Origin of the sequence: Actinospineispora eucalypti, assembly GCF_039543365.1 — a bacterium.
Classification (GTDB): domain Bacteria; phylum Actinomycetota; class Actinomycetes; order Mycobacteriales; family Pseudonocardiaceae; genus Pseudonocardia; species Pseudonocardia eucalypti.
In genome coordinates, this window is the sequence record NZ_BAABJP010000019.1 from 96232 (window position 1) to 120218 (window position 23987).

Consider the following 23987-nt stretch of genomic DNA (forward strand, 5'->3'; position numbering starts at 1 on the left):
AAGCCGTCGGACGTCGCGCCGTCACGCGGAGGTCGAGTTCCACGCCGACAAGGGGGGCTGGATTCTGTACCACGTCGGCTCCGATAACGGCACGTTCGCGGACGGCGAGAAGATCGACGGCGAGAAGCTGGGCCACTGGGAACTCCGCGACGACAAGCCTGTTCTCGCGCTGCCGCTGTGGGACGGCGCCAAGATCGGCTTCGGCAAGCCGCAAGCCGACGTCATCTTCCACACCGGCAAACAGCCCACCGGCGACGGGACCGGCCGGAAACACCGGTCGGCGTCACTCGGGCTGGCGCTGCTGGGCGGACCACTGAGCCAGCACCACACGCCGGCCGGGCACCAGGCACCACTACCGGGCATGTCACACGGTGGTTTCTCGATGCGGGACTGGCTCGGCACGACCCCCGGGCTGATCACCGTCGCCGCCGTGAGCGCCGTTGTCCTCGTGGCGAGCTTGGTACTGATCAACCGCCGGTCCGGCCGGGAAAACCTCGCGGGGCACGAACCAGTCGTTGTGCCGGTTACCGATCAGGCCACGAGACCGACCAGGTCCGATGAGGAGATCCTGGCTGACGCCAACCGCATCGCGGGTCGGCTCGACCTCGCGGCGGACCTACTCAGGGACTGGCGCTACGAGGACGCGAGCCGGGAGGCCGCGGCGGCCATGGAGGAGCTGAAGGCGCTCTACTCCGAGCTGGGGATGTCGGCCCTGGAGGACACCGCGCCGCTCTACCTGGGCAGCGGGTTCGGGGCGTTGGAACGCACCATTGCCAACCTGGACGTCAACACGGCCGCGCTTACCTTGTACTCGTTCGAAGAACTCCTCGACCAGGGGGAACGGTCGGTCGAGCTCTGGGCGCTGCGCGACGCCTCGGCCGGGGTCGTCGCACATGTGAAGAGCGTGCTGTGGGGGCCGACGAGTTACCAGTCCTACCCGGCCGCGCTGAACGCCCCGGCCGGGGAAACCCCGAACCAGGCCGTTGACCGCCTGATCAAGAAGGTGTCCGTCTGGCTGCTCGAGGCGGCGAAGGCTGGCAGCTGGTTCGCCACTCCGTTGCCGGGCCGCGTACGGGGTGTGGAGCAGCAGCACCACGCCCTCGAGATGTTCGAGTCATTGGCCGGCGCCATCTCGCAACTGGCCGAGGCGGCGACCCATCCGGAACTCACCGACACCACCCGCGACCGCGCCAAGGCTCAGGTTGAGGCCGCCGAGCGCACCCGGCAGGAGTGGCTCGACCGAGTCCGGCCCGGTGTCTTCAACGCTCGGGAGATCTTCCGCGCGAGCGGACCTGCTGCCTGGCGGCTGCCCGAGGATTGGGCGGAGTCCATCGCCGAGATGCTGCCGCCCCCGGTGCACCGCACAGAGCGCCTTGGCGGCCTGCCCATCATGGTCGTGCCCGCTGGGTTGCTCGAGGGTGTGCTGGAAACCAGTGGCCTCCGCGAGATGTTGACGCGGCACGAGCTGGAGCATGGAGTCAAGCCGGCGTCACCGCGGCGCGGTCGCTTGAGCTGGTTGCGCGCGCTCGGCAAGTGGGTCGTCCTGGGCATCGCCTGGGTTGGCGTGGGCACGTTCGTGGCGATGGTGGCCTCGGCATTGCTGGCGGGGTGGACGGGCGAGCCGAGGCTCCTGGCCGCCATCGTGCTGGCGGGTGGCGGCAATCTGCTCGGTCCGAACGACGAATCGGAGAGCTGGTCGGAGTTCCTGGCACGGCGGTACGTCACCCTTCGCCGCGACCTTGTCACGGGGGTTGCCCGGATACAGGACGCCGAGCTAGACATCGTCCAGCGGCTCGCGCTGGACATGAGCGCCCTGCTTGCCGAACCCCAGACAGTCCTCTCCGGCGAACAGTTCCGAGCATGGGCAGCGCTCGGGCCAGACTTTGAGCTGCCGGCCGGCTTCAGCTTGGTTGTGCTGGGCGGGCTGATCGACCGCGTGGCCGAAGCTCGAGTGGCCCAGGAGAAGATCCAAGGCGCCCGGACGGAGCCGCTCGACGATGTGGTGGCGTACCGGGTTTCCGGCCGGTGGGTGACGGACGCCGAGGTCTTCGCCGTTCTTGACCAGGATTGGACGCCCGAACAGCGTCGTAGGCTGTTCGAGAAGATCCTCAGCTCGCGGGGTGTGTCGGCGGTGACCGAGCTGGACGGGCTCGGACCGTTTACCGCTGCCCGCACTCAGGGGCAGCGCATCGTCGACGAGCTGCGGCGCGGCCAGGTGGACGCGGCAATCCCGTCCATGCTGTCCGCCGCTCTTAGGCTGTCCAGCGGCGAGCTGGCCGCCGCGATCGCCGCGCACCCCTGGCTCGGCACCGATGGCACCCGGGTGTGGGCGGTTGATCCGGCTGCCATCGCCGCCGGTTTCACCGCGGTCGTGCGGAACGACGGCACCCTGGTGTTGCGGCTGGACTCCTCCGCGCCGGGACGAGGCGCGCTGCTCATCCGGGGTCTCGACACCTCCAGCTTCGGCGGACCGCTGGCCACGAAGATCCACACTTTGCGCGGGCAGAGCATTGATTGGGCCACACCCGACGGATGGGGAGAACCCGCGTTCGCGGAGCTGTTGTTCGCGTTCCTCGCTGACGGCTGGGAACACGGCACACTCGGCGCACCTCGGCCAGTGGCTGACGGCCTGTGGGCACAACACCTCGAGCAGGTTCAGCCGTGGGCCCGCGCATCCACTGACGGCTTCGAGCTCGCGGTGGACATCGATGCGACCGGCACGTGGCTGGACAACGTCTATCCCGGCTCGCCGGCCACGATCACTTCTTCCGGGGACAGCACGGTTCGCGTTCAGCTCCCGAACGGGCATGGGAGCGGCGTCCGAGTCGGGGTCTACACCGTGGCCACCGTGCTGCACGTGGTTGACGGCCGTACACCCGCGGAGATGGTGGTTGGCGATCTGAGCAGAGGCCTGGCGCCGGTCACTGGCTGGGTGCGGGCCGAGCTCGACGAGTTCACCCGCAACCGGCTGCTCGCCGAACAGGCCCCCCAGTACAAGGGCACCCTCGAGTTCGCGCTGTTGATCGTGCCCACCCTGCCGGACGTCTACGGGCCTGGGGTAGGCCCATCCATCGCCGAGATCGGCACCGGCCCGATCCCCGATGGCTCTCCGTTCGAGATCACCGGCAACCTCGGGTTCGACCGGCGCACCACGATCGGGCCGAGCCGAGACAACGGCCGACTGGCCCGCGCGCACGCCCCCGGGGGTCATTCCGGAGGCGGCGCCTACCACGCGGAACGCCTCTTCGGGCTCGTCAGCAACTCTGGACCCTTCGGTGCCAAGCTGGTCGGCCCAGGGGAGCTGCTCGCCGAAGCCATCGAGATCACCACCGCGAAGGCGGAGGCCCTCGGGCTTCTCCCGCGCGAGCCGGCACTCGCCGACGAGACCGCCGCCCAGCTTGACCAGCTCGAGGCACGGCTGGATGAGCTGGCCGGCGGAACGGTCCGCCCGATCTCGGTGCTGATGCAGCTGCCGGAGCTCGGGGAGCTGCTCAACACCGTGCGGGAGGCCCTGCGGAAGGGCCCGGCGGACAGGGTGTTCGCCCGGCTGGCCGAGCGAGCCAATGCCGCCGAAGTCGTGATTGACGAGTTGCGGCGCGGCGCGGCCCATGAGTTCTTCCGCGACGAGAGGGATCGGTTGCTGCGCGACCCGTTCACCAACCGCCACCCCGGCCCGCAAGAGCAGACGCGGCCGGTGGGTTGGTCGTGGCAGGACCTGGCCCCGCCACCCACCCTGAATCCGCGGCTGCATGGCTGGGAGTGGGGCAGAACCGCCGGCGACCGGTTCGGCCCGCCGACCTGGGTCGAGCCCGACCTCGTCCGCCTTGTCCCTCGGGAGACCCGTGGCTGGCTCGCGCCTGCCCCGCGCGTCCGTGGCCAGGGCATCGGCGGCGGATTCGACGACATCGGCGTCCGCTGGATAGACCAGCACTGGGCGAGGTTCGACGAGATCGATCACACGCTTCTCCGGATCGATCGATTCGACAAGGTCGTGCTGGCCCCGATCAAGCTGAACAAGCCGTGGAAGCGTTGGTTGTGGCTCGCGTTTGTGCTCGGCGCGGTCGCGGCCGCGCTATGGGGACCAGTGGTCTTGTGGGTCACCGCGACGACCGCGGTGCTGGCCTGGCTTGCTTGGCGGGGGGGCTGGTGGCTACGAGCTCGGTGGGTCACCGTCCACGCGGCAGCGGCGGCGGCCGGTGCTGGAACCGTGTTGGCCGCCATCGCGGCTGGTCCGGTCGGTGTGGCTCTACTGACCGTGGTCGGTATGGCCGGCAATGCCTTCCTGCTGGCCGCTCTGCTGGTCCCGACCGGCAGCACAGCCGGGCGCTGGGGCTGGTTGCGCGCGCTCGGCAAGTGGCTCGGACTTGGCGTGGCTGTGGTGACAGCCACCGCCGGGTTGATGGCGGTGGGCCCGGCCGCCGTAACCGCCCGCGCCGAGGTCGCCGGCCATATCGCGCAGGGAGATGCCGAGGGTCCGCTCGGCTGGGTGTTCGCGAACCAGCAGTGGCTGGTCGCAGGGGGCATCTTGTTGGTCGGCGGCCTGATCCTCGTGGTGCTTCGGGGGCATGCACTGCAGGTGTTGCGCCAGCTCAAACCCCTGCCGAGCAAGACGGCTCGCACCGAAACGCCGAATCCGACCAGGAGTGATGCCGAGATCTTGGCCGATGCCGCGCGCATCGCCGGCTGGTTCGGTCGCGCCGCGGACCTGCTCGACGACGGGGACCACGAAGCCGCGAGCCAACGGGCGGCCACCGCCATCGCCGAGCTGGAGCAGCTCTACACCCAGTCCGGGGCGGTGCACATCAAGATGACCGCCGAAGCGTTCCTAGGCAGCCAGCTCTGGCGTCTGGCAGAGGCGGTCGCCAGGCTGGTCGAAGATGCGCCCGAGGGTGCGGATCTCGACAAACTCGCAGCGGCCTTGCGTGCGGCCTCGGCCGGTGTTGTCGAGCACATGAAGAGCGCACTGTGGGGCGGGACGGGTGAGCTGATCTCTCCGGCGCCCGTTCTCCCGGTGTTCGGGGAGACGCCGAAGCAGGCCGTCGACCGGCTCGTCAAGCACGTGTCGGAATGGCTGCAGGCCGCCATGCTGGCAGCCGACCGGTATGGGAACCCGCCGGCCGGCTACCGGCGCGGTACCGACCTGGGTGACTACGCATTCGAGCTGCTCACGTCGGCCGGTGAGGTCATCTCGCGGTTGCGCGCGGCGGCCACCCACCGCAACCTGCCCAAGTACGTGCGCGACCGAGGCATCGCCGAAGCCGACAAGGCGGACCGCATCCGCAAGGAGCTGCTCGACCTGCTCCGGCCCGGGGTTGACGGTCGAGGCCTGGTGGGCCTGGCCGAAATGCCGTCGCGGCGGATCGTGCACCGGGTCAACCGGGCCGCCGACTGGCTCGATGCTGGCCAGCCCACCGCGGCCTTCCGCGAGCTGAGCGCGGTTCTGGTCGAGCTGCTCGACCATCGGGACGCCATTCGGCTGGTCAGGGGCGGCGCCGCCCGCATCCTCGAGAAGCGGCTCCGCAACGAGCTCGAGGGTCTCCGACTCACCACCCTGGAGGTAAAGATTGGTGGCCACGACAGCGACGTGGCCTCCTGGCTGGCGTTGGCTCTGCGGGACCGGGCCGACGCCCTGACCGAACTCGGTGAGTTCGCCTCGCTGGTCATGGTCAACCCAGTCCTCAAGACCAAGTGGGTGACCTCCAGCACGGCCCCGGCGATCTTCCGCGACTGGGCTGCTCAGGAATTCGAGTGGGTTGCCAGGGAGGGTGTCGGCCGCCGCCCAGGCCACGAGGCCGAGACGCCCGGCACGGATGTGGCCGGGGGCTCCACCCCCTCGATGAGCCCCATGCTCTGGTTCAACCTGGTCGTGGACCCGGCACTCGCCTTCGGCCGGTTGACCACGGTGTGGGGACCGAAGATGCTGGTGATCTCGGCGGTGATTCTCGCGTTCGCCGGGTCGATCCGCATCGGCCTCCGGTTGCGCGCTCGGACGAAACCGCTCGACTCCGAGGCCATCTCACCGTGGTGGAAGGACCTCCTCTGGTACGACTTGCCTCGGCTGATCGTCTACGCGGCCGGCGGCGCGACGCTGGGCTCGCTCATCGCGCTCTGGCTGACCTCGACCGGGGTGATCGGAGCACTTGGCGCGCTCGGCATAGTTCTCGCCTTCCCCGGCCGTCTGTTGTCGCCCGACCGAACGGGCCGGCCGGCGCGAGGCTCGCCGACCGGCTCGGGACCGGGTCTGGCCGCGGTGGCCGCCGCCGCGATTGTCGGCCTGTTCGGGTTGGCGCTGGTCGGCTTGGTCGACGCCCACCCCGCGGGGTTGATGGGGATGGCGGTGATGTTCGTCCGCCTCGGTGACGACGAGGAGCCGGTGGTGCTCACTCGTGAGGTGGCCGAGCGCCTGAAGGGGGACAAAGACCTGCGTGCTTCGGTGCGGGCGCAACTGCTGCGGCAGCGCGTGCCGGAACACGTCGTGGACGGTTTCCTCTTGTACTGGGGCAGCGGCGGCACGATGCTGTCCATCGCCGAGGCTGCATCGCGGATAGGGCTGAAGGAAAGCGGGCTGCGGTCGGCGCTTCATCGGCGTGGTCTTCCGGTGCGGACCCCCGCGCGCCTGGCTCATGAGCCGGTCGTGGTGTTTGTCAATCTCAGCCGACCGGGCGAGACCGAGGAGCTGGTGCGGCTCACCCCCGAGGTGGCCGAGCGGCTGATCAAGAATCAAGCCCTGCGTGATTCGGTGCTGGCGCAACTGCTGGAACAGGGCTTCTCCGAGGACATCGTGGAGGCGTTCGGCCTCTATTTGGGCAGCCGCAGCAGGCCATGGTCCATACGCCGCGTAGCCCGTGAGCTCGAGATGCACCCGAATACGCTCGAGTGGACTCTGCTTCGGCACGGACTTCCGATTCGAACCCCGGACGAGGCGGCGCCGTATTACGCCGAGCCCCAGGTTACGAGGAAGCGGCGCAACGCGCCGGCGCCGGCGCCAGCGCCCGCGGTCGTCGCGGCGCCAACGCCCGCGGTCACCACGACGCCCGGTCGGCTGTTGGACGCGGTGGTCACGAAGAGGCACGGAGCGCCCCTGCGGGAGTTGGCCAAGCAGTTCCCCGACATCAACCCGCACTGGCCCGACTATCGCCTGGTCGTGTTGCTTAGGGCCGGACTGGTCGTCCGGGTTGTCGAAGCCCTGCCGCGCGGTCGCGCCCAGGTCCGCTACCAGGCGTCAGAGCAGCTGTCCGAGCTGCTGGCTCGATCTCCGAAGGCCCTGGACTCGGCCCGGCCGTGGCTCTCTCCGAACAGGCCGAGTGCGGTGCCGACGCATGAGGTTGTGGGTGCCGTGCGCGGGCTGCTCGGTCTGCCCGATCCGCCGGCGGACTTGATACCGAGAGGTTCGCTCCGGGCTGTCCTGGAGAAGTTCCTTGATCATCACCCGGGCTGGTTGACTGCCGAGGATCTTGCCGGCCTGCTCGATGGCGTCAGTGAGCGGGCGATTGAGAACTGGATGAGCGGGCTGGCACGGGTGGGCCTGTTGTGGAGCGCGGGCCGCCGCTACCGGTTGGCGGAGCACGTCCCGGGCCTGCTGGTCACGGTCGACGACCCGATCGGCTATCACCATCAGGACTTGGCCGCGTTGAGGGCGTTCGGCGTGCTGCTGATGAGGCCGGTTGTCGCACGGCTCGTTGACACCATCGAGCAGGACTTCGCGGACCCGCTGAAGCGCATCGCCAAGATCGACGGCGGCCCGCTGGCCGGCGCCTTCCGGCTGTTCCCCAGGGGCTCGGTCGGCCAGATGCTCGATGCGATCCTCGCGGAGCGCCGCACCCGTGCGGAGCTGGCGAAGCTGGGTGGCGTGCCACCGGGCCGGGTCGACACTCGTGTGCAGACCCTGGCGCCAAGAGGGGGCGAAGTCTGGTCAGGCCTGATCACGACTGGCGGTCGTCCGGAGCGCTCCACCGGTACGGAGTTCCTCAGGTGGCTGTGGGCGGCGCTGGACGATCTGCCCAACCAACTGAACCCGGACACTTTCGACAAACTGTGGCGGCTTGCCGGGATGCTCCGCAATGGGACTCTCACCCTGCAACGGGGGAAGGCGCCGACTAACGAGTTCCTTGCTCTCGTGTCCGAGCTGCGCAAGATCCACGAGGACGCGCTGGGGTCGCTGCCGGTGTACTCGGGCACCAACCCGATGTGGTCTCTGTTGCACAAGGTTGTTCGCGCATCGGGCATTCTCGTGTCGGTCGGCGCGGAGCTGGGACCGCTGGAAAGGCTGGTCCAGCTGCGGCTGCTCACCCGCACCGTCCGCTCCGGCGGCATCCATTACCGAGCCACGATGTCCGCATGGGTGTTGCTGCGCGATCTTGCGGCCATTGGGTCGCGAACGCGCGGTGACTACCGGACGGCGATTGAGGAATTTGCGCTGGTGATCGATCAGCCGGCGACATTCAGCGAGGTCAGGGACGGACTCGCGGCGGTGCGCGACGTGTCTGGTCCTCGGACCGACGAGTCGGGCGGCGTTTCGGCGAAGGCACCGCTCGGCTTCCTGACCACTGTCGCGGCCGCCCCGGCTGGGGTCACCGTGGCAAGTCTTCGCGATCAGGGCGGCTACACCGACAATGTGGTCTACCTACAGCTGCTCGAGCTGGTGGACCTGGGGCTGGCCACTGAGGAGCGGGACGTTTGGAAGGTCTGGGGGAACGCGAACGCCCACCTTTACAAGTTCGGGCCGGGGATTGGTGAGCTGGTATCGGCCTTGGATCAGTCCTGGACGATTCCCGATTACACGTCCCGGCAGATCCTGGGGCAGGCCAGGGCGCGGCTGAGCCTGGAGTGGTCGTTCGCCGGCCCGCGTGCGGAGGAGTTCGAGGAGCTGATCGAAGCCGTGCGCCTCCACGTGCGGAACCCCGACGGCCACGGCGCGGGCTCGGGGGGTGCCACGCCGACGGCGATGGTGGCGTTCAGTGGGTTGCTCGGCGACCACACATCAACCGCCGAGCCGATGAACGCGGCCGCTCAGATGCTCCCGGCGGCCGATCATGGGCCGGCAGGGCTGCTCGACTGGGCATCCGCCTACCAGAACTTGCAGGTCGTAGCGGGTGTCCTCCTGGTGGGCGGCCTGATCTTCCTAGTGCTTCGGGGGCATCTGCTTCAGTTGTTGCGCCAGCTCAAACCTCCGCCGAGCAGCACGGTACCCACCGAAACTCCCGAGCCGACCAGGCGTGACGCCGAGATCCCGGCGAATGCGGTCGAGGACCCCGCCGCCTGGATGAACCTCCGGGGCTTGTTGCTCATGGCCGCGGGGCAAGCGGTCACCTTCGGCGCGTTGGCCGCGGCTAAGGGACCGAACGTGCTGGTGATCGTGGCGGTGTTCTTCGCGGTCGCCGGGTCGATCCGCATCGACTCACCGGTACGGCGTTGGCTGCGCGCTCACGCGGAGCCGGCCGACTCCAGCGCTATCTCCCCGTGGTGGAACGGCGTCGTCTTGCAGGTGTTGGCTCGGACGATCGCCTACGTGGCCGGTGGCGCGACGCTGGGCGCGCTCGTCGGGCTCTGGCTGGTCTCGACCGGGGTGATCGAACCATCCGGATCGCTCATCATGCTCGCTTTCCCCGGTGGGCTGTTGGCCAGCGCCGCGCGGTTGCACGTGGCCGGCGGACGATCGGAGAACCAGCGGGCCGGACACGCTCATGGCGGCGCGGTGGCAAATGGCATACCCGGCGAGCAGGTGGTGGCCGCGGTGGCGGTGGCCGGTGCCGCGTTGGTCGGTGTGGCGATCAGCGCGGTGGTGGTGTTGGCGGTCCAGCACGGGGTGGCACCGGGCACGGTGGCCGCCGCCGGGATGTTCGGCTGGCTGCCCGGGCGGGCGCGGCTGCGCAGCGCCGTGACGCTCGGCGGGCGGCAAGATCAGGGCGGGCCGCGCGCAACGTTGCTGGCTGACGCGGACCCCACGGCTGGGTTGTTGGGGCCGATTCCAGGGGTGAGGGTTCGGTCGAGCAGCCGGCACGGGCCCAGCGGCGCGGTGATTGACTATGACGAGTGGGAGATCAGCACGCGGCGGTCCCTACCTGTGCTGCCCGCCGATGCCGGCCAGCTGGTACTCGACTTGGCCACGTTGTGGCGAGCGGTCACCCTCGAGCTGATCTCAGGCAAGTACGACGGACCGGCGGTCACCGAGCTGCTCGAGAAGACCGGCCGGACGGCGGCGGATCTGCCGAAGCTGGTCCTCCACCGGTCCCGAGGCGACTTGACCAGCGACCAGATCAGGCACCTCGATGTCGCCGGCGAGTACCGGGTGGAGATCGCCGCTGACGGCACCCGGGAGCTGCACGTCTTCCCCGCCATGCGTGGTGATGGGTTGGAGGTCTATGCGCTGGTGGCCTCGCACCTCGCGGCGTGGGCCGGGTTCAGTTCGGCACAGGCGCCGTGGGTGGCGCGGCTGGCGGTCAGCGGCGGTGAACGCGACACAAAGTGGATCAGCTCCGAGTGGGTACCGCTGCGGGTTCTGTCCGATCTGCGCATGGTCGGGTCGTTCCTCGACCAGGTGATCGCGGCCTTCGCGGACACCGGCCCGGTCAAGGCGGAGATCCGGGATGCCTTCCCCGGGACGGGGACCGAGCTGCAGCGGGTGTTCGGACGGGCGGCTCTCGCCTTTGCCACCGAGTTCGCCGCCAAGGCCGACGAAGTACGCCGGCATCACCAGGAAGACCTCGAGCAGAACGACCAACCTCTGCCGGTCGAGCCCACCGGGGGACTGGTGCTGAGCTTCCACCGGCAAGGTGAGCTCGATGACGAGCGGTTCACCGACGGAGGCGAGCCGGACAGGTTTGCGCCTCGGGTGGGGCAGTTGCGGGTAGTCGAGGTTGACGCGCTGCGCGAGGTATTGCCCACGTTGACCCCGTTGCGGTCGTGGCGGGTGCGGCGCCAGCTGCCCAAGGAAGACGCGGATCTGGTCGTGGTGTCCGAGCGGAAGCTGGCCAAGGCACTGGCGGGCGCCGAGATTCAGGTGCCCGAGGTGCCCGGGTTGCTGTACCGGTTGACCGTCGTCGAGGTCGATGGCCACCGCTATACCACCGACGCTCGGGTCTGGGAACGCCAGGAACACATCAAGGCCGGCCGGTGGGACTCCGACAGGCACGACCGGTTCAACAGCTGGGACGACTCACCACGTATGCCCGACACCAGGTGGCTGTATCCGCGGGAAGACGCCTTGAACCACTGGCGGTGGCTGGCCCGGCGCGGGTGGTTGCGGCTGCCGGAGGGCTCGGATTCGCGGGTGTGGGACGAGGAGCTGCTGGCTGCCTTGGGTGGCCCTCGATGGGATGTCCCAGGCGAGATCGACTGGCGGCCTGACGCGCCAAGAGAAGCGCGTGGGGTTGTGTTGCCGGTGCTGTTGGGGTGGGCGAGCGGGGAGTTGCTGGCCGGTCGGCGGTCGGGGCCTGGGATCGTGGCGTTGCGGCTGCGCGCCGGGTGGCGGGGTTGGCGACGGTTGCCGTTGATCGAGTTCCACCGGCAGTCCGGGGTGGTGGTCGACCCGGGCACCGAGCTGCCGGTCACCGCTGGGGTGCGGTGGAACCCGGTCACCGGGGCGTTGGAGGTCTACGGCGTCGATGCCGCCGCCGTGGCCGAGACGACGATGATGCTGTTGCTGGCGCACTGGTTCAACCGCGTGCGCGCGCTCGCGGACTGGCGGGCATCGCCCACCGAGGCCGAGCTGGCCGTGCCCACCCGTGCTCACCGAGACGTCGACACCCTGGTGGCCAACCACGACCACGGGACGCTCAAGATGTTGTACTCCTGGGCGTTGTCGCGCGGGTCGTGGACGGGGCAGGGTCGCTTCACCTTGCCGACGGGTTCGAGGACGCGTCGGTCGAGCGCGGCATCGCCAAGCGAGCAGCGCGAGCGTGGCGGTAAGCGCTACGTCCAGGACGTCCTGGAGTATCTGCCGGCCGGATTTGTCCCGGGGCACGCGCAGGACGGTGGCGAGGTTCTGCGCCTGCGGCGGCGATCGGAACCGTCCCGGGTGCTATCGGTACGGCTCTCGTCCCCCACGGCGGTACCGGTCACGTTCTCCGTCCGGGGCGACCAGTTGCCCACGCGCGGGCCTGTGCCATGGCGGTCGTGGTCGGCCACCGAACGCCTCGGGCTGCTTGCGGTGGCCGCGGCCTGGCATGCCGCCGGCGACCCGGTCGCTCAGATCGACGGCTTGGATGTCTACCAAGCGCAAGGCCGCTACCGGATGGAGGACTTGCTGCTGCTCACCTATCCCGATGGTGAGCTGGTCGCGGCGTTCAAGCCGGCGTTCAGCGATATAGCCGAGGTGCTGGCGACGTGGGACGATCTACTGCGCGGCGTCGCGGCGAGCCAGCGGGCCACGGCCGGGAACGACACGCGGTTGGCCTGGCTGATCGACGAGCTTGCTCTGACGCTGGACACGCTGCGGGTGCGGCTGCACGGCAGCGAAGAGTTCCCGTTCCGCCACACCGGCAAGGACTACTCACCCACCGATCTCGTGTTGGCGGCGCGGCAGCTGCCGAGTGCGCTGCGGCTGCTGGCTGCTCTGGCCACAGACCGGGATGGGCGCTCGGGCCGGGTGGGAGAACTGGCCGCGGAGCTGGTGACCGCGCTGGCCGCCGGGCGGGCCGAGGGAACCGAGCCGAACCAGCGGGAGCGGGAACGGGCCGTAGCGGCGCTCATCACGGCCGGGACGCTGAGTGTGGCGGGGCTACCGGCCGACCCGAAGCCCGAGGTGGCACCCAACCTGATCCGATTCGGGGCGCGCGCGGTGGGCAAAGCCCGAGCCTCGCTCGTCGGCGCTGTGCCGGCGCTGGCGCGAGCCGCTGATTGGCTCGATCTGGCCAACGCGCTGGGCACGCTGACCGAAGCTGAACGACGTGCGCTGGGTGTCGATGCCGCTGGTGTTGATGCTGTTCTTGTCGAGTCGGCGCGGATTTATGCGGTGCTTTCGCGGCTGTATGCGGCGCTGGCCGCGCTCGGTGAGGGGCTGCCGGGCTGGCCGCGGGTCACGGATCTGCTGGGTGAGCTGTCGCGAATCCCCGGAGATCAGCGTGATGGGCTGGACCGGGCGGTGTTCACCGCACTGATCGAGGCGCTGGATGCTGTGGGGCTGCCCGAGGACGGTTTCGGCGATACCGCGCCGGTGTGGTTGGCCCAGGCGCTGGCCACCGCTGACGGGACGGTGCCCGGCTGGCTGGGCGAGTACTGGTCGGCCGCGTCGTCGCTGGATCGGCTGGCGCTGTTGCTGGTGGTGGTCAAGGCCGGCTCGCCGGTGCCGGGTTGGCTGGCCGAGGACCCGGGGCAACGGGCTCCGATCACCCGCGTCGGTGGTTTTGAGGTGCACCATCTGCCGATCGGTGACCAGCGGGTATTCCTGTTCTCCACACCGGATGGGGAGCTGGTTCGGGTGGTGGTCGCCGACGCGCCCGGCCCGTTCTCCGAGAGCGATGTCGCCGAGGCCGGTTCGGCCGAGCCGGACCCGGCGCTGACGCGGCTGCGCGCGCAAGCAGTCGACTGGCTGGCCGCCCTCAACGGTGAAGACGCCGCGCGACTGACCGGGGTACTGGACCGGCTCATCGTCATGGTTGACGAGCTGCAGCGTGTGCTGGCCTGGATCGAGCCACGTGACAAGGACAAGGCCAACAAGCGCCGCGAGGACGAGGACTGGCGGATCACCGAGCTGCTGGAGCATGGCGCGCGGCTGCTGGTGACGGTAGCGGCGCATCGTGACGCGGCATACACCTTGGCCAGGCAGGGGCAGATCCCGCTGCCTGGCGGAGGTTTGATCGACCCCGTGGAGCTCAAGCACGCCGGCCCCGCGCTGAACTATCTGCTGCGCCAGAACCCAGATTCTCAGGCCACCTGGAATCGGTACCACACCGAGCGGGTTGTCCTCACCCAAAGCCAGCAATCCCGCGAAGCTGAGGCTGTCGACCTCCCAGACGAGTTGAGCGACGCGCGGCCGATCCCCATCGATGAGGCGCTTGAGCGGTCCGCCCGCTGGTGGCGACAGGTGGTGGAGTCCAGTGAAGAGATGCGCAAGACCATCAAGGAGTTCCGACGCAACAACCGTGAGGTACAAGCGTACCTACAGCGCAAGCGACAGTGGGGAAGCGACGCGCCTGAGGACGAGCTCGACCCGGCGCTGGAGCGGGAGGCCGAGGTCGTCGACGACGCGGCACTGCTCGCCGAACGCGGCCCCGTCGAGGTGGTCTACCGAGGCGAGGTCTGGGGCATCACCTTGCCGCCGCTGCCCTCCGACCCGGTCGCGGCGGCCGCCATCATCGCCGGATCTTCCGTCTCCGCGCGGCCATTCGCCCTGGATGACGTGCGCGAAACCGACACCATCCAATTCGTCAGCCTCGACCGTGAGTATGCGATCGGCTACGCCAAGAAGTGGTCCCACGGGAAGCTGGCGGTGCTCAACGTCTACATCACCGACAGCGCCGTCTGGATTGGTGCGGCCGGCTTCCCCGAGACCGAGGGCCTGCTGCCCCGAGGACACCGATCCGTGCTGGTCGGTATCTCTCCTCCTTCCCCGTTCCCTGGGATCTCCTACCAGCTCACCTGGGTCGATGAGCACCTGCTGCCCACCAACCCCTCGGTGGCCGCCCACCAGCCCGCCCCGGGGCGGCAAGGGGCGCTGCTCGGGGAGTTGCTGGAATGGTTTGTCCCGGTGGATACCCGTGGCTGGCGCAAGGTCGGCGGGAAGCGTGGCCACAACCCCGGCGGCACCTATCGGGCACCTGACGGCACCGAGTACTACGTAAAACAGGCGCCCACCAAGGACCGCGCCCGCAACGAGGTGCTGACGGCGGTGCTGGCCCGGCTGACCGAGACAGACACCGCCGAGGTGCGGCTGGCGATCCTGCCCGGCGGCCAGCTGGGAGTTGCGTCGAAGATCCGTCCCGCCGCGCGCCACAACTTCGAGGAGAAGGTACGCAGCCCGCGCTACCGGGCGAAGGTGCACGCCGGTTTCGCCCCCGCCGCCTGGCTGGCCAATTGGGACGTGGTGGCCCACGGCGAAAACACCCTCACCGACTACGCACAAAACAACGAGGGCGAACCATTCTGGGTCGACCTCGGCGGCGGGCTGCTGTTCAAGGCGCGCGGCAAACCCAAGGGCGAGAAGTTCGGCGACGTCATCACCGAGTGGGACGTGCTGCGCGGCCGAGCCAGCTCCCACGACCCCGAGGCCAACAACCCGGAAGCCGCCGTGGTGTTCGGCGACATAACCGGCGCGGCGATGAAGGCCTCCGCCCTACGGGTCGTAGGCGTCTCGCCAGCTCAGATCGAAGCCGCGGTGACCGCCGCCGGGTTCGACCCGACCACCACCGAGTGGCTTGTCCGCACGCTCAAGACGCGCCGCGTCGAGATCGCCCGCCTCGGCGGCCTTCAGCTGCCCGACCAGCCGAGCCCGGCGTCGCCCGAGCAATCCGACTTCGCCGACGACGGACACACGCTCGTCGCTCGGCTCGAACGGGCGGTGCGCGTCTTCGAGGCGGCAGACGCACGGTTGTGGGTGGCAGGCACCGATCAGGATCTGAGACAAGCCGCCGAGGAGTTGTCGGCGGCCCGCGACGACCTATACGCGCTGTACGGCGAGCTCGCCGGCGGGCGTCCGGGCTGGGACCACACGTGGAGCATTTCCTCCGAGGAGGAGATCGCGGCCGAGCTGCGCCGGTTCGTCGACCAGATCCCGGGTGTGCTGATCGGTTGGGACTACGACGGCTCGTTCACCCTTGACGTCGGTGACAGCAACCCCGAACTGGTCGGTCTCGGCGCTGGATCGGACCAGGCGCCGTTGCCCGGCGTGCCCGCATTGCTACGTTCACTGGCCCGACTCGGAGAACAGCTGGGCGCGCCGTTCGGTGTCATCTCCGGCGGGACGGTCGAGCGGCTGACCAGCGCGCTGGCCGTAACGCCCGACGATCCGCTGTTCCTGGTCGGGCGCTATGGCCGGCAGGTCCGTTTGCCCCGGGCCGCATCCGTAACGACTTATGATCACTTCAGCAGGGAACGGTGGGAGAACAAACTGCGCTCCTTTGAGCGGGCGCACTACACCGAGGCGCACCGCGCCGCGGGGATCGCAGTAAGCGAGACCTACGGCGTCACCGGGCGGCTCACGCACACATACAGCCGGCAGGACGCGCCTACCGCCGACCAGGCGACCGCCGCACAGCTATTCGTCGAGCTCAAGACCGCGGCGACGGCCGAGGGGTTCGTCGTGCGGGAAACAGGCCAGGACACATTCGAGCTCACCCACCCCAAGGCCCCGCCCACGAAGATCACCGGTTTGGCGCGACTGCTCCCCGGGCTGTTCACCGAGCCGGGCACGGCTGCCCCCACCTCGTTCCTCGGGGGTGGTGACCAGATGGCTGACTTCCAACTCGTCGAAGATCTCCACCACGGTCGCGATGGCAGTCGGCCGGCCTCACTCGACGCCGAGACCTACCGTGCCGCCTTGCCGCACTGGCCCAGCGATGTCCTGTCCGTCGCCGTTGTCCACCCCGACGTCCCCGTGGAGTTCGCCGAGACCGCAACCCTCCGCGTGGCGGGACCGCTTGGCCTGATTCAACTCAACCTCATGCTGCACGCTCTGCTCACCGACCGCTGGATCAACCTGGCATCTCTGCCGGGAACCCTCGGCGCGCCGGACTTCGCCGTGATCCCCGATGTCGACGTCGCCGAGCCGCCGCTGCCCTCCAGCCGACGGATCTCCGCCGGAATCGTGATCGTCGAGCCGGACGGCCGGCTGGTGCTGATCGAGCCCAAGGGCCACTACGGCGGCTACCGGTTCACCTTCCCCAAGGGACGGCTCGACCCCAACGGGCAGACCACCCAACAGAATGCTCACCGCGAGGTGTGGGAGGAAACCGGGCTGACCGCCCGCATCGTCGCCTGGGTCGGCGACTTCCAAGGCGGCAGCGGCATCACCCGCTACTACCTCGGCATCCACACCGGCGGAACACCACTGTCACCCGATCCCACCCCCTATGTCGAAGGAGGACGCGAAACCGCCACCGTCCGCTTCGTCACTCCCGCCGAAGCCAAGCGCATGCTCAACCGGGACCGCGACCAACGCGTGCTCGCCCGGGTCGAGGACATGCTGCGTTCCGGCCAGCCGTTCGGCACCGACCAAGACGGTTCCGACGACAGCGGTGGGCCGTCCATAGGCGATGGCGAGTCCGGGTCGGCCCCGGGTGGGTCGCCGGCCGCAAACGCCCCGGAGCAGGGCGCCACCGGGGCGCGGGGCACGTCGGACACCGCCAAGTTCCGAGGTGTTCGGGTACTCGCCACCGCCTTTGGCGCGACCATGTCTGTGGGCGGCGGGTTCGCCGTGCTCGGTGGTGACGCCGCGCTGCCGCTGCTGGCGGGGGTTGGTGCCGCGGCGGTCCCCTGGGCGGCGCTGCTGCTCTCGCGCCACATCCGTGGCGCGCGTGGCCCTCCGGGGTTGCTCAGCACCCTCTTCATCGGCGGGCTGGCGTTGTCCGTGCCACTTCTGGTGTTTGGCGCGACCGGGGCCGTCGCCCTGGTGGCGGGCGCCGGATTCGTCGCCGCCATCATCGTGCTGGCTGGCCTGCGCGCGGTCACCCCCGGCAACTGGACCCGCCCGGTCGCCACCGGGCTGCTGTTCGTCCTGGCCGCACTGGGCATCCTCACCAACACGCCGACCAAGGCTGACGCCGACACGGACACGTCGCCGGGCACCTCGGAGACCAGGGACGCGCAGCCTCAGCAGCCGCGGACAGTGCAGCTACGGGTCGGACACACCCAGGAAGGCGACACCCCGCGCCGCTGGATCGTCGGGCTGGGCACCACCGAAGCGGCATTGCGCGCACGCAACCAGCACTTCGCGTGGCCGGCCACCCTGGACACCCCGTTCGAGGTCAACACCACGATCTACATGCCCGAGGGCACCGGCAACACCTGGACCATCGCGGAGCCGAACGGCCTCGAGGCTGACTCGCTAACCGCCGCCATCGCCCGGATCGGGGTGTTCACGCGGTACGGCCACGTCAACCCAGCGGTGATCGCCGACGCCAACCCGGCGATATTCACCCACCAGAGCGTCAACAAGCTGCTGCCCAACCAGGTGCTGACCCTCCCGGCCGGCGGCTACGGCATCGTCACGATCATCCTGCCGGGAACTGAGGAGCCCGAGCAGCCCAGCCAGCCTGGACCGCCAAGCCAGACTCCGGAGCCGAGCCACACCCCGGAGCCCAGCCAGACGGGGCAGAGCGAAGGCCCGAGCACCACCCAGAGCTCGGACGAGTCGACCCCGTCGACCGAATCCACCAGCACCACCGAGACGTCCGAGTCGCAGGGCACTGGCCAGCAAACGACCACTCACACCAACACGCTGTGGCGCTGGCTGGTCCTCTTGGGCGGGGCCGTGCTCGCGATCGGCGCCGCGATCTTTGGCACGCGGTACTTGAACAGGCTCAAGCGCATGCTCGGCCGGGTTGACCTCATCCAGACGCCCGGCCAAGACGTCACCCCCGTCGTGCTCCCGTTGCCGCGGCTGCCGGACCTTTCCCTCCACAAAGCCCCGGCCGACGCTGCTGAGGCAGATCCGGCGGACTCCGAGCCGGGCGGGGCGAACTGGCTTCGCCGCTGGGCGTTGTGGATCGTCGGTCTTCTCGGCACCGGCGTCGCGGTGACCGGGATCTTTGCCGCGACGGTGCTGAGTCCGGCGTTGTATTGGCCCACCACATGGGGGCTGTTGGCCGGTGCTCTGGTCTTGCTGCCGCTATGGGCGTACCTGCCGAGGCGGGCGGTCGCTGTCGCCACGATGGCATTGGCCGTGGGGTCCTATTGGTTGCTGGCGACCACACCCGGTACCGGGTTCCTGGCGTGGGCGGCGACGTTCGGGTTGGGCTTCAGCGCGATGCTCTGGACTGTTCTTCCCGACCTGGTCGACGAGTGGACCGGTGACCAGATCGCGAAACGGAACGCCGCCCGAGACGAGGCCGGGGCAAAGCCGCTGCGGTTGGGTGTGAAGAGCATCCACGCGATCAGCATGTTCGGTTCGTTGCTGGTGTTGGCCTGGATGCTCAACCTGCAACGCACGTTGCTCAAGGAGTCGTTGGCCACCGCCGCCACGGTGTCCGCGGCGATCGCGGCCGTCGCCACCGTGGCCCTGTTGATCTTGCCGGGGGAGCGGCCCGACCGAACGCGCCCGACGTTGAAGCAGCTGTTGTGGGGGGCGTTCGCGCTGCTGCGTGCCAGCAAGCACGCCACTGACCGGGTCGAGGCCGCAAGGAAGGTGCGGTTCGTCTGGGCGATATCACGGCCGCTCGGGTTCATCGCCATCGCGGTTTCGCTCTACGACGGCTTCTGGCATCTCGGGATGCCGGCCGGGTACGACCGTTGGGAACTCGTCCTGGATTACCGCTTCCTCGCCGGTGCGGCGTTGTTGGTTGGGATCGCCGTCGTCGCCGACCTGCGCGGCCGCAAGGACACCGGCGGTGGCTCGCTGTTCCTGATGGGCAGCCTCATGGTGGCCGCCGGGCTCATCATCGCGGCCACCTCGGCGCTGGCCGGCGGGGGCGTCCTGGCCGGGATGATGCTGGGCGGGTTCCTCGCCGAGGCCGCGATCACCGGCATGGCGCCCGCCCTCTACGGGACCATCGACGCACAGCTGCCGGCAGAGGATCGGAACCTGGCCTACGCCTCCGCGACCTTCATCAAGCAGGTCGCCCAGGTCGTCGGCTCCACGGTCGGCAACGTCGTCGGTGGTCTGTTCGGCTGGCCCGGTGTGGCGGTCCTGATCGGTGTCTTCTCGGTGGCCGCGTTCATCACCAGCCTCCGCGCCAAGAAGCGCTACGGGGAGCACGTCGAGCGCGGGCCCACGCGCGGCGGCGCGGTCCTGAAGGCGTTCACTGACTGGTCGGCGGCGTTGCCCGGCTGGTTGCGGACCGGGTTGCGGGTGGGCGTGCCGCTGGCCGGCGGGGTTGCACTGACGTTCGTCGGCGGGTCGACACCGGCACGGGTCGCGGGCGTGGTGATCGCCGCGGCCGTGGCGGCGGCGCTGCTGCGGCTGCTCTGGTCGCCGGTCCAGGCCCGTGCCCCGACCCAGACCACCCCGGCGGAAGCGAAGGCCGAGTTGGTCAGGCTCTTCGTGGCCGTCGAGCGGCTTGCCGCCCGCCCTGAGGCCGCCGACGAGTTGCGCGAGCTGTTGCTCGGCACTCGCACCACGGTTGCCAAGGCGGTCGCTCTGGCACAACGCACCCGTGACAACGCCGAAGACGGCAGCGACCTGGCGGAACGGGCTGACGATGCCCTCCTCGTCCTCGCCATGGTCAACGCGGACCTGGAGCGGCTCGCCCACGATGCCCAGATTTCAGTGGGCCGGCTCCTGCCCGCCATTTCCATGACGGTCGGGGCGCTGCGCGGCCTCGAGCCCAGGACAACCACCAACAAGCCGACCGACCGCTCGGGGCAGGAAAGCGACGGTCCGAAGGCGCTGTTGTCCACGGTGACCATGGTGCTTGGGGCCGGCGCGACCGTGATCGCCGCCAAGGTGCCAACTCCGAGTGTCGCGGTCATCGGCGCGGTTCTGCTCACCGGCGTGCTGATCGTCGTGGTGAAGGCGCTACGCAAGGCCACCCGAGTCAGCGTGACCGGCGCCGCGATGTTGGCCGGGAGCACGGCGCTGCTGTTCGGCGTGCTGCTCGAAGGGCACGTGTCGTTCCCGGCGGTGGGGATCGCCGAGTCGATCGCCGCGGTGGTTCTGCAGGCCGGGGTGCTCGCACGAGCCAAGCAAGCTGACCCCGCGCGGCGAGCCGCGACCGAGACCGCACCGCGCGACGCCGAGACCACCCCGACCGTGCCGGCCGCCACCGACGGCGCTGTCGCCGCCGAGGGCACGGTCGATGGATGGCGAGTGTTCGTCGACTGGAAGGCGCCGCTGTCGGCGCGGTGGTTCACCGGGCTAATGGTCACCGCCGGGGTGGGTGCCGGGATGGCGGTCGTGCTGTTGGTGTTCCGCTCGGGGCCGTTGGCCTCGGTGGCCGGCGCGGTGGCGGCGGCGCTGTCGATTCTGGCTCTGCTGCGCGGGCTGTGGACGCCGGCTCAGGCGCGGGCGCCGACCGTCGCGCTGCTGGTCGGTGGTCCGGTGCTCGCCGCGCTGGCGTGGGCAGTCGGTTCGGAGTGGGTGCTGCCGCTGGCGCTCGGGTTCGTCATGTTCGCCGCCCGGGGCACGCTGTCGCGGGTCAGTGCTCTCGGGCTGACCGGCGGCTGGAAGCCGGTCGCGCTGATCGGGATCGCGGTGTCCTGGCTGGTGAACCTGGATCTGCACCTGCCTGGCGCGGTCCTGGTGGTGCACGAGTTCGGCCTGATTGGGGCGTTGGGGGATCTCGGGTTCTGGGCCAACGGGCTGTTCGCCGCGGCGGACGTGCTGTTGTTCGGGGTTGCGCTGGCCCCGGTGGCGGCGGCGTTCGGCGCGAACTACGTGCTCAAGGACAAGGTCGACACGCTGCGGCGGTGGGGCTTCACCGCATTGATGACGGCGGTGTGGGTGTTGGCGGTGCAGTTGGCGTTGCCGGTTGGGGTTCTGGGTGGGGCCGCGGTGCCGGTCGGGGTGGTCCCGTTGGTGGTGCTCGGTGTCGGGCTGGGCTATGTGGTGTGGACGGAGTGGGCGCCTCGGCTCCTGCCGAAGCTGGGTAAGTCGACGCCGGCGTTCGGGGTGAAGCCATTGGCGGTGCGGGTTGTGTTCGCGTCGCTGGCGTTCTACGGGTTCGACCGACTGTGGTTGGGGCACATGGGTTGGTTCGTCGGTGCCTCGGCGGTGTTGGTGGCGTTCGTGCTGGCAGCGAAACCCACCGCGATCACCGGAGCTCGTGTCCGGGGGCTGAGCGACCAGATCATCGCCGCCGCGTTGAGCCTGGTCGGGGTGCTGGCCGGACTGCTGGGTTGGCACGCCGGCATGGGCTGGTTGCCCGCGATGGCGGTTACCGCGCAGGTGTGGGGCACGGCCGTGCTGGTGTTGTGGTGGCGCAACCGTGGCGCGCCACCGGCCGGGCGAAAGATCCGCACCGGGCAGAACCTTCAGGAACTGCTGATCAGTGCCGGGGTGGCGACGGCCGCCTACTGGCTGGTGCGGACGGTGGTGGGGGAAGCGGGCCGGTGGTGGGTCTTCGCCGGTTCGGTTGCGCTGGGCGTCATCGCCTGGGCGATCCAGCGCCACGGGCCTCCACCGTCGGACGGCGGCGGCAGCGGAAACGACCCCGGCACGCACGGCCCCAGCCCCGACGGCTCCACTGTCGAAGACGGCAAGAGCACCAACTTTACGGCGCGGTTCCGGGCATGGGCGGCTTCGCCACTGGGCCTGGCCATCGTCGGCAACATCGCCGGGCTGGGGTTGGCGATCGCCGGCTGGTACCTCTGGTTGCCGATCACATGGCTGGGCAACGCGGTGTTCGTCGCCCGGACCATGTTCAACTTCTTCAAGGACGACTGGTCCCGAGGTGACGACCGGTTGGACGGTCCGATCACCGCGATCGCGGCGTTCACCTTGTCCATAAACCTGGTCTTCCACCTGGAAGGGGCGTTGTTCACCAGCGGGTGGGGCCAGCAGATCTCGGCGTGGTTCGCCGTGCTGGACGTCGCGTTCATGGCCCCGCCGCTGCCGACGACGTTGTCCTGGGCCGCGCACCAGATTCGAGTCTGGCGTGGCAAGGCATCGGGCAAGTGGACCAACCGGCACGCCGACTCGCGCGAGCACAAGCGCCTGGGCGCGGTCGGTACGTTCGTCGGCTTCGCCATGGTGCTGGGCTCGGAGTGGTCGATGTTCGCCTGGGTCCTCGAGGACCTGCCCGGTCCGCTGGCCACCCTCACCAAGCTGGTGTTCATCGCGTCGTTCCTGGGCAACGGGTTCGAGGCCGTGTTCGTGATCGTCGACCAGCTGCGCCGCCTGCGGCCGAACACCAGCTACGTGACCTCGGTGTCGCACATGAAGGTGGCCAACCAGATCGGCAGGGTGTCGCTGGGCGGGTACGCGTTCTTCGCCCTGCGGGCGTTGCCGACCAGCTACCCGGTGACGGTCGTTGCCTTGGGCGTGGGCGCGGCGCTGATGTTGATGTGGGCGAAAACCAGCCACGGCCCACCGGCGGAGTTCCCGGTGGACATATCCAAGACCCTTCGCAACCGGCTGGCATGGATGCCGGCCCGAAAGATCCTCATCCTCAGCAGGCTCCCCATCATGTTCGGCCTGCCGCTCTACGGGCTGATCCGGTTGTCGGAGTCCTCCCCGAACGTGGCGGGACTGATCGGGACCGCGCTGGGAGCGGCGACCATCGCGATCGCCCACCGGCCAGCATCGTCGAGCCGAATCCGACACAACGCACTCACTCGGTCACACGGCTGGCTGGCCGTCAATACCCCCTTCGTCAACAAGCTCACGACACCCGAGCTGCTCGCGTGGGGTGGCTACAGCGCGACCGTCTTGACGCTGCTGGTACCGGTCTGGATGGCGGTTGCCGCAGTCACCGGAGCCCTCGTGTGGACCATCAACTCCCGCCATGACCCCAACCCGGGTTCCGCCGGTGCCACGTCGCGCGACACGAGCCTGGCGCCGGTGTCCATCGGGCTGCCCATCTACGATATGGCGGCCGTGCCGGCGCTGCTGGCAGCCGGGGTCGCGGTGTTCATGCTGGCCAGGGCTGGGCTGTTGGGTCGCTGGCTGCGCGCGGCGCGCGGCTGGCTGTTCGGCTCACCGGTTGGCCAGACCGCGGCGATGGCGGTCACCGCGTTCGTGATGTGGCGGTTGGGGGAGCCGGCGACGGTCCTGGCCGCCATGGTGGTGGGTGGCGGCGATTTCCTTCGGAACGAGCGGCTCGAGGTAGACCGCGCTCGTCGTCGACTCCTCGAGGCGTATGTGCGGGCGGGCCGCGAGCTGAACAAGCTGCGAACGGCGGTGGCCCGGTCTCTGGAGCTTGACCTACTGGCCGAGGTAACCCAGCTGATCGAGCTGG

General features: G+C 69.5%; 1 protein-coding gene (running past both ends of the window). It reads left to right on the forward strand.

Positions 1-23987: part of an MFS transporter coding region (locus ABEB12_RS20280; protein ID WP_345702982.1), annotated on the forward strand (this coding region is incomplete at its 3' end). The annotated region is longer than the window, extending 36770 nt past the left edge and 8949 nt past the right edge; the window shows 23987 of its 69706 annotated nt.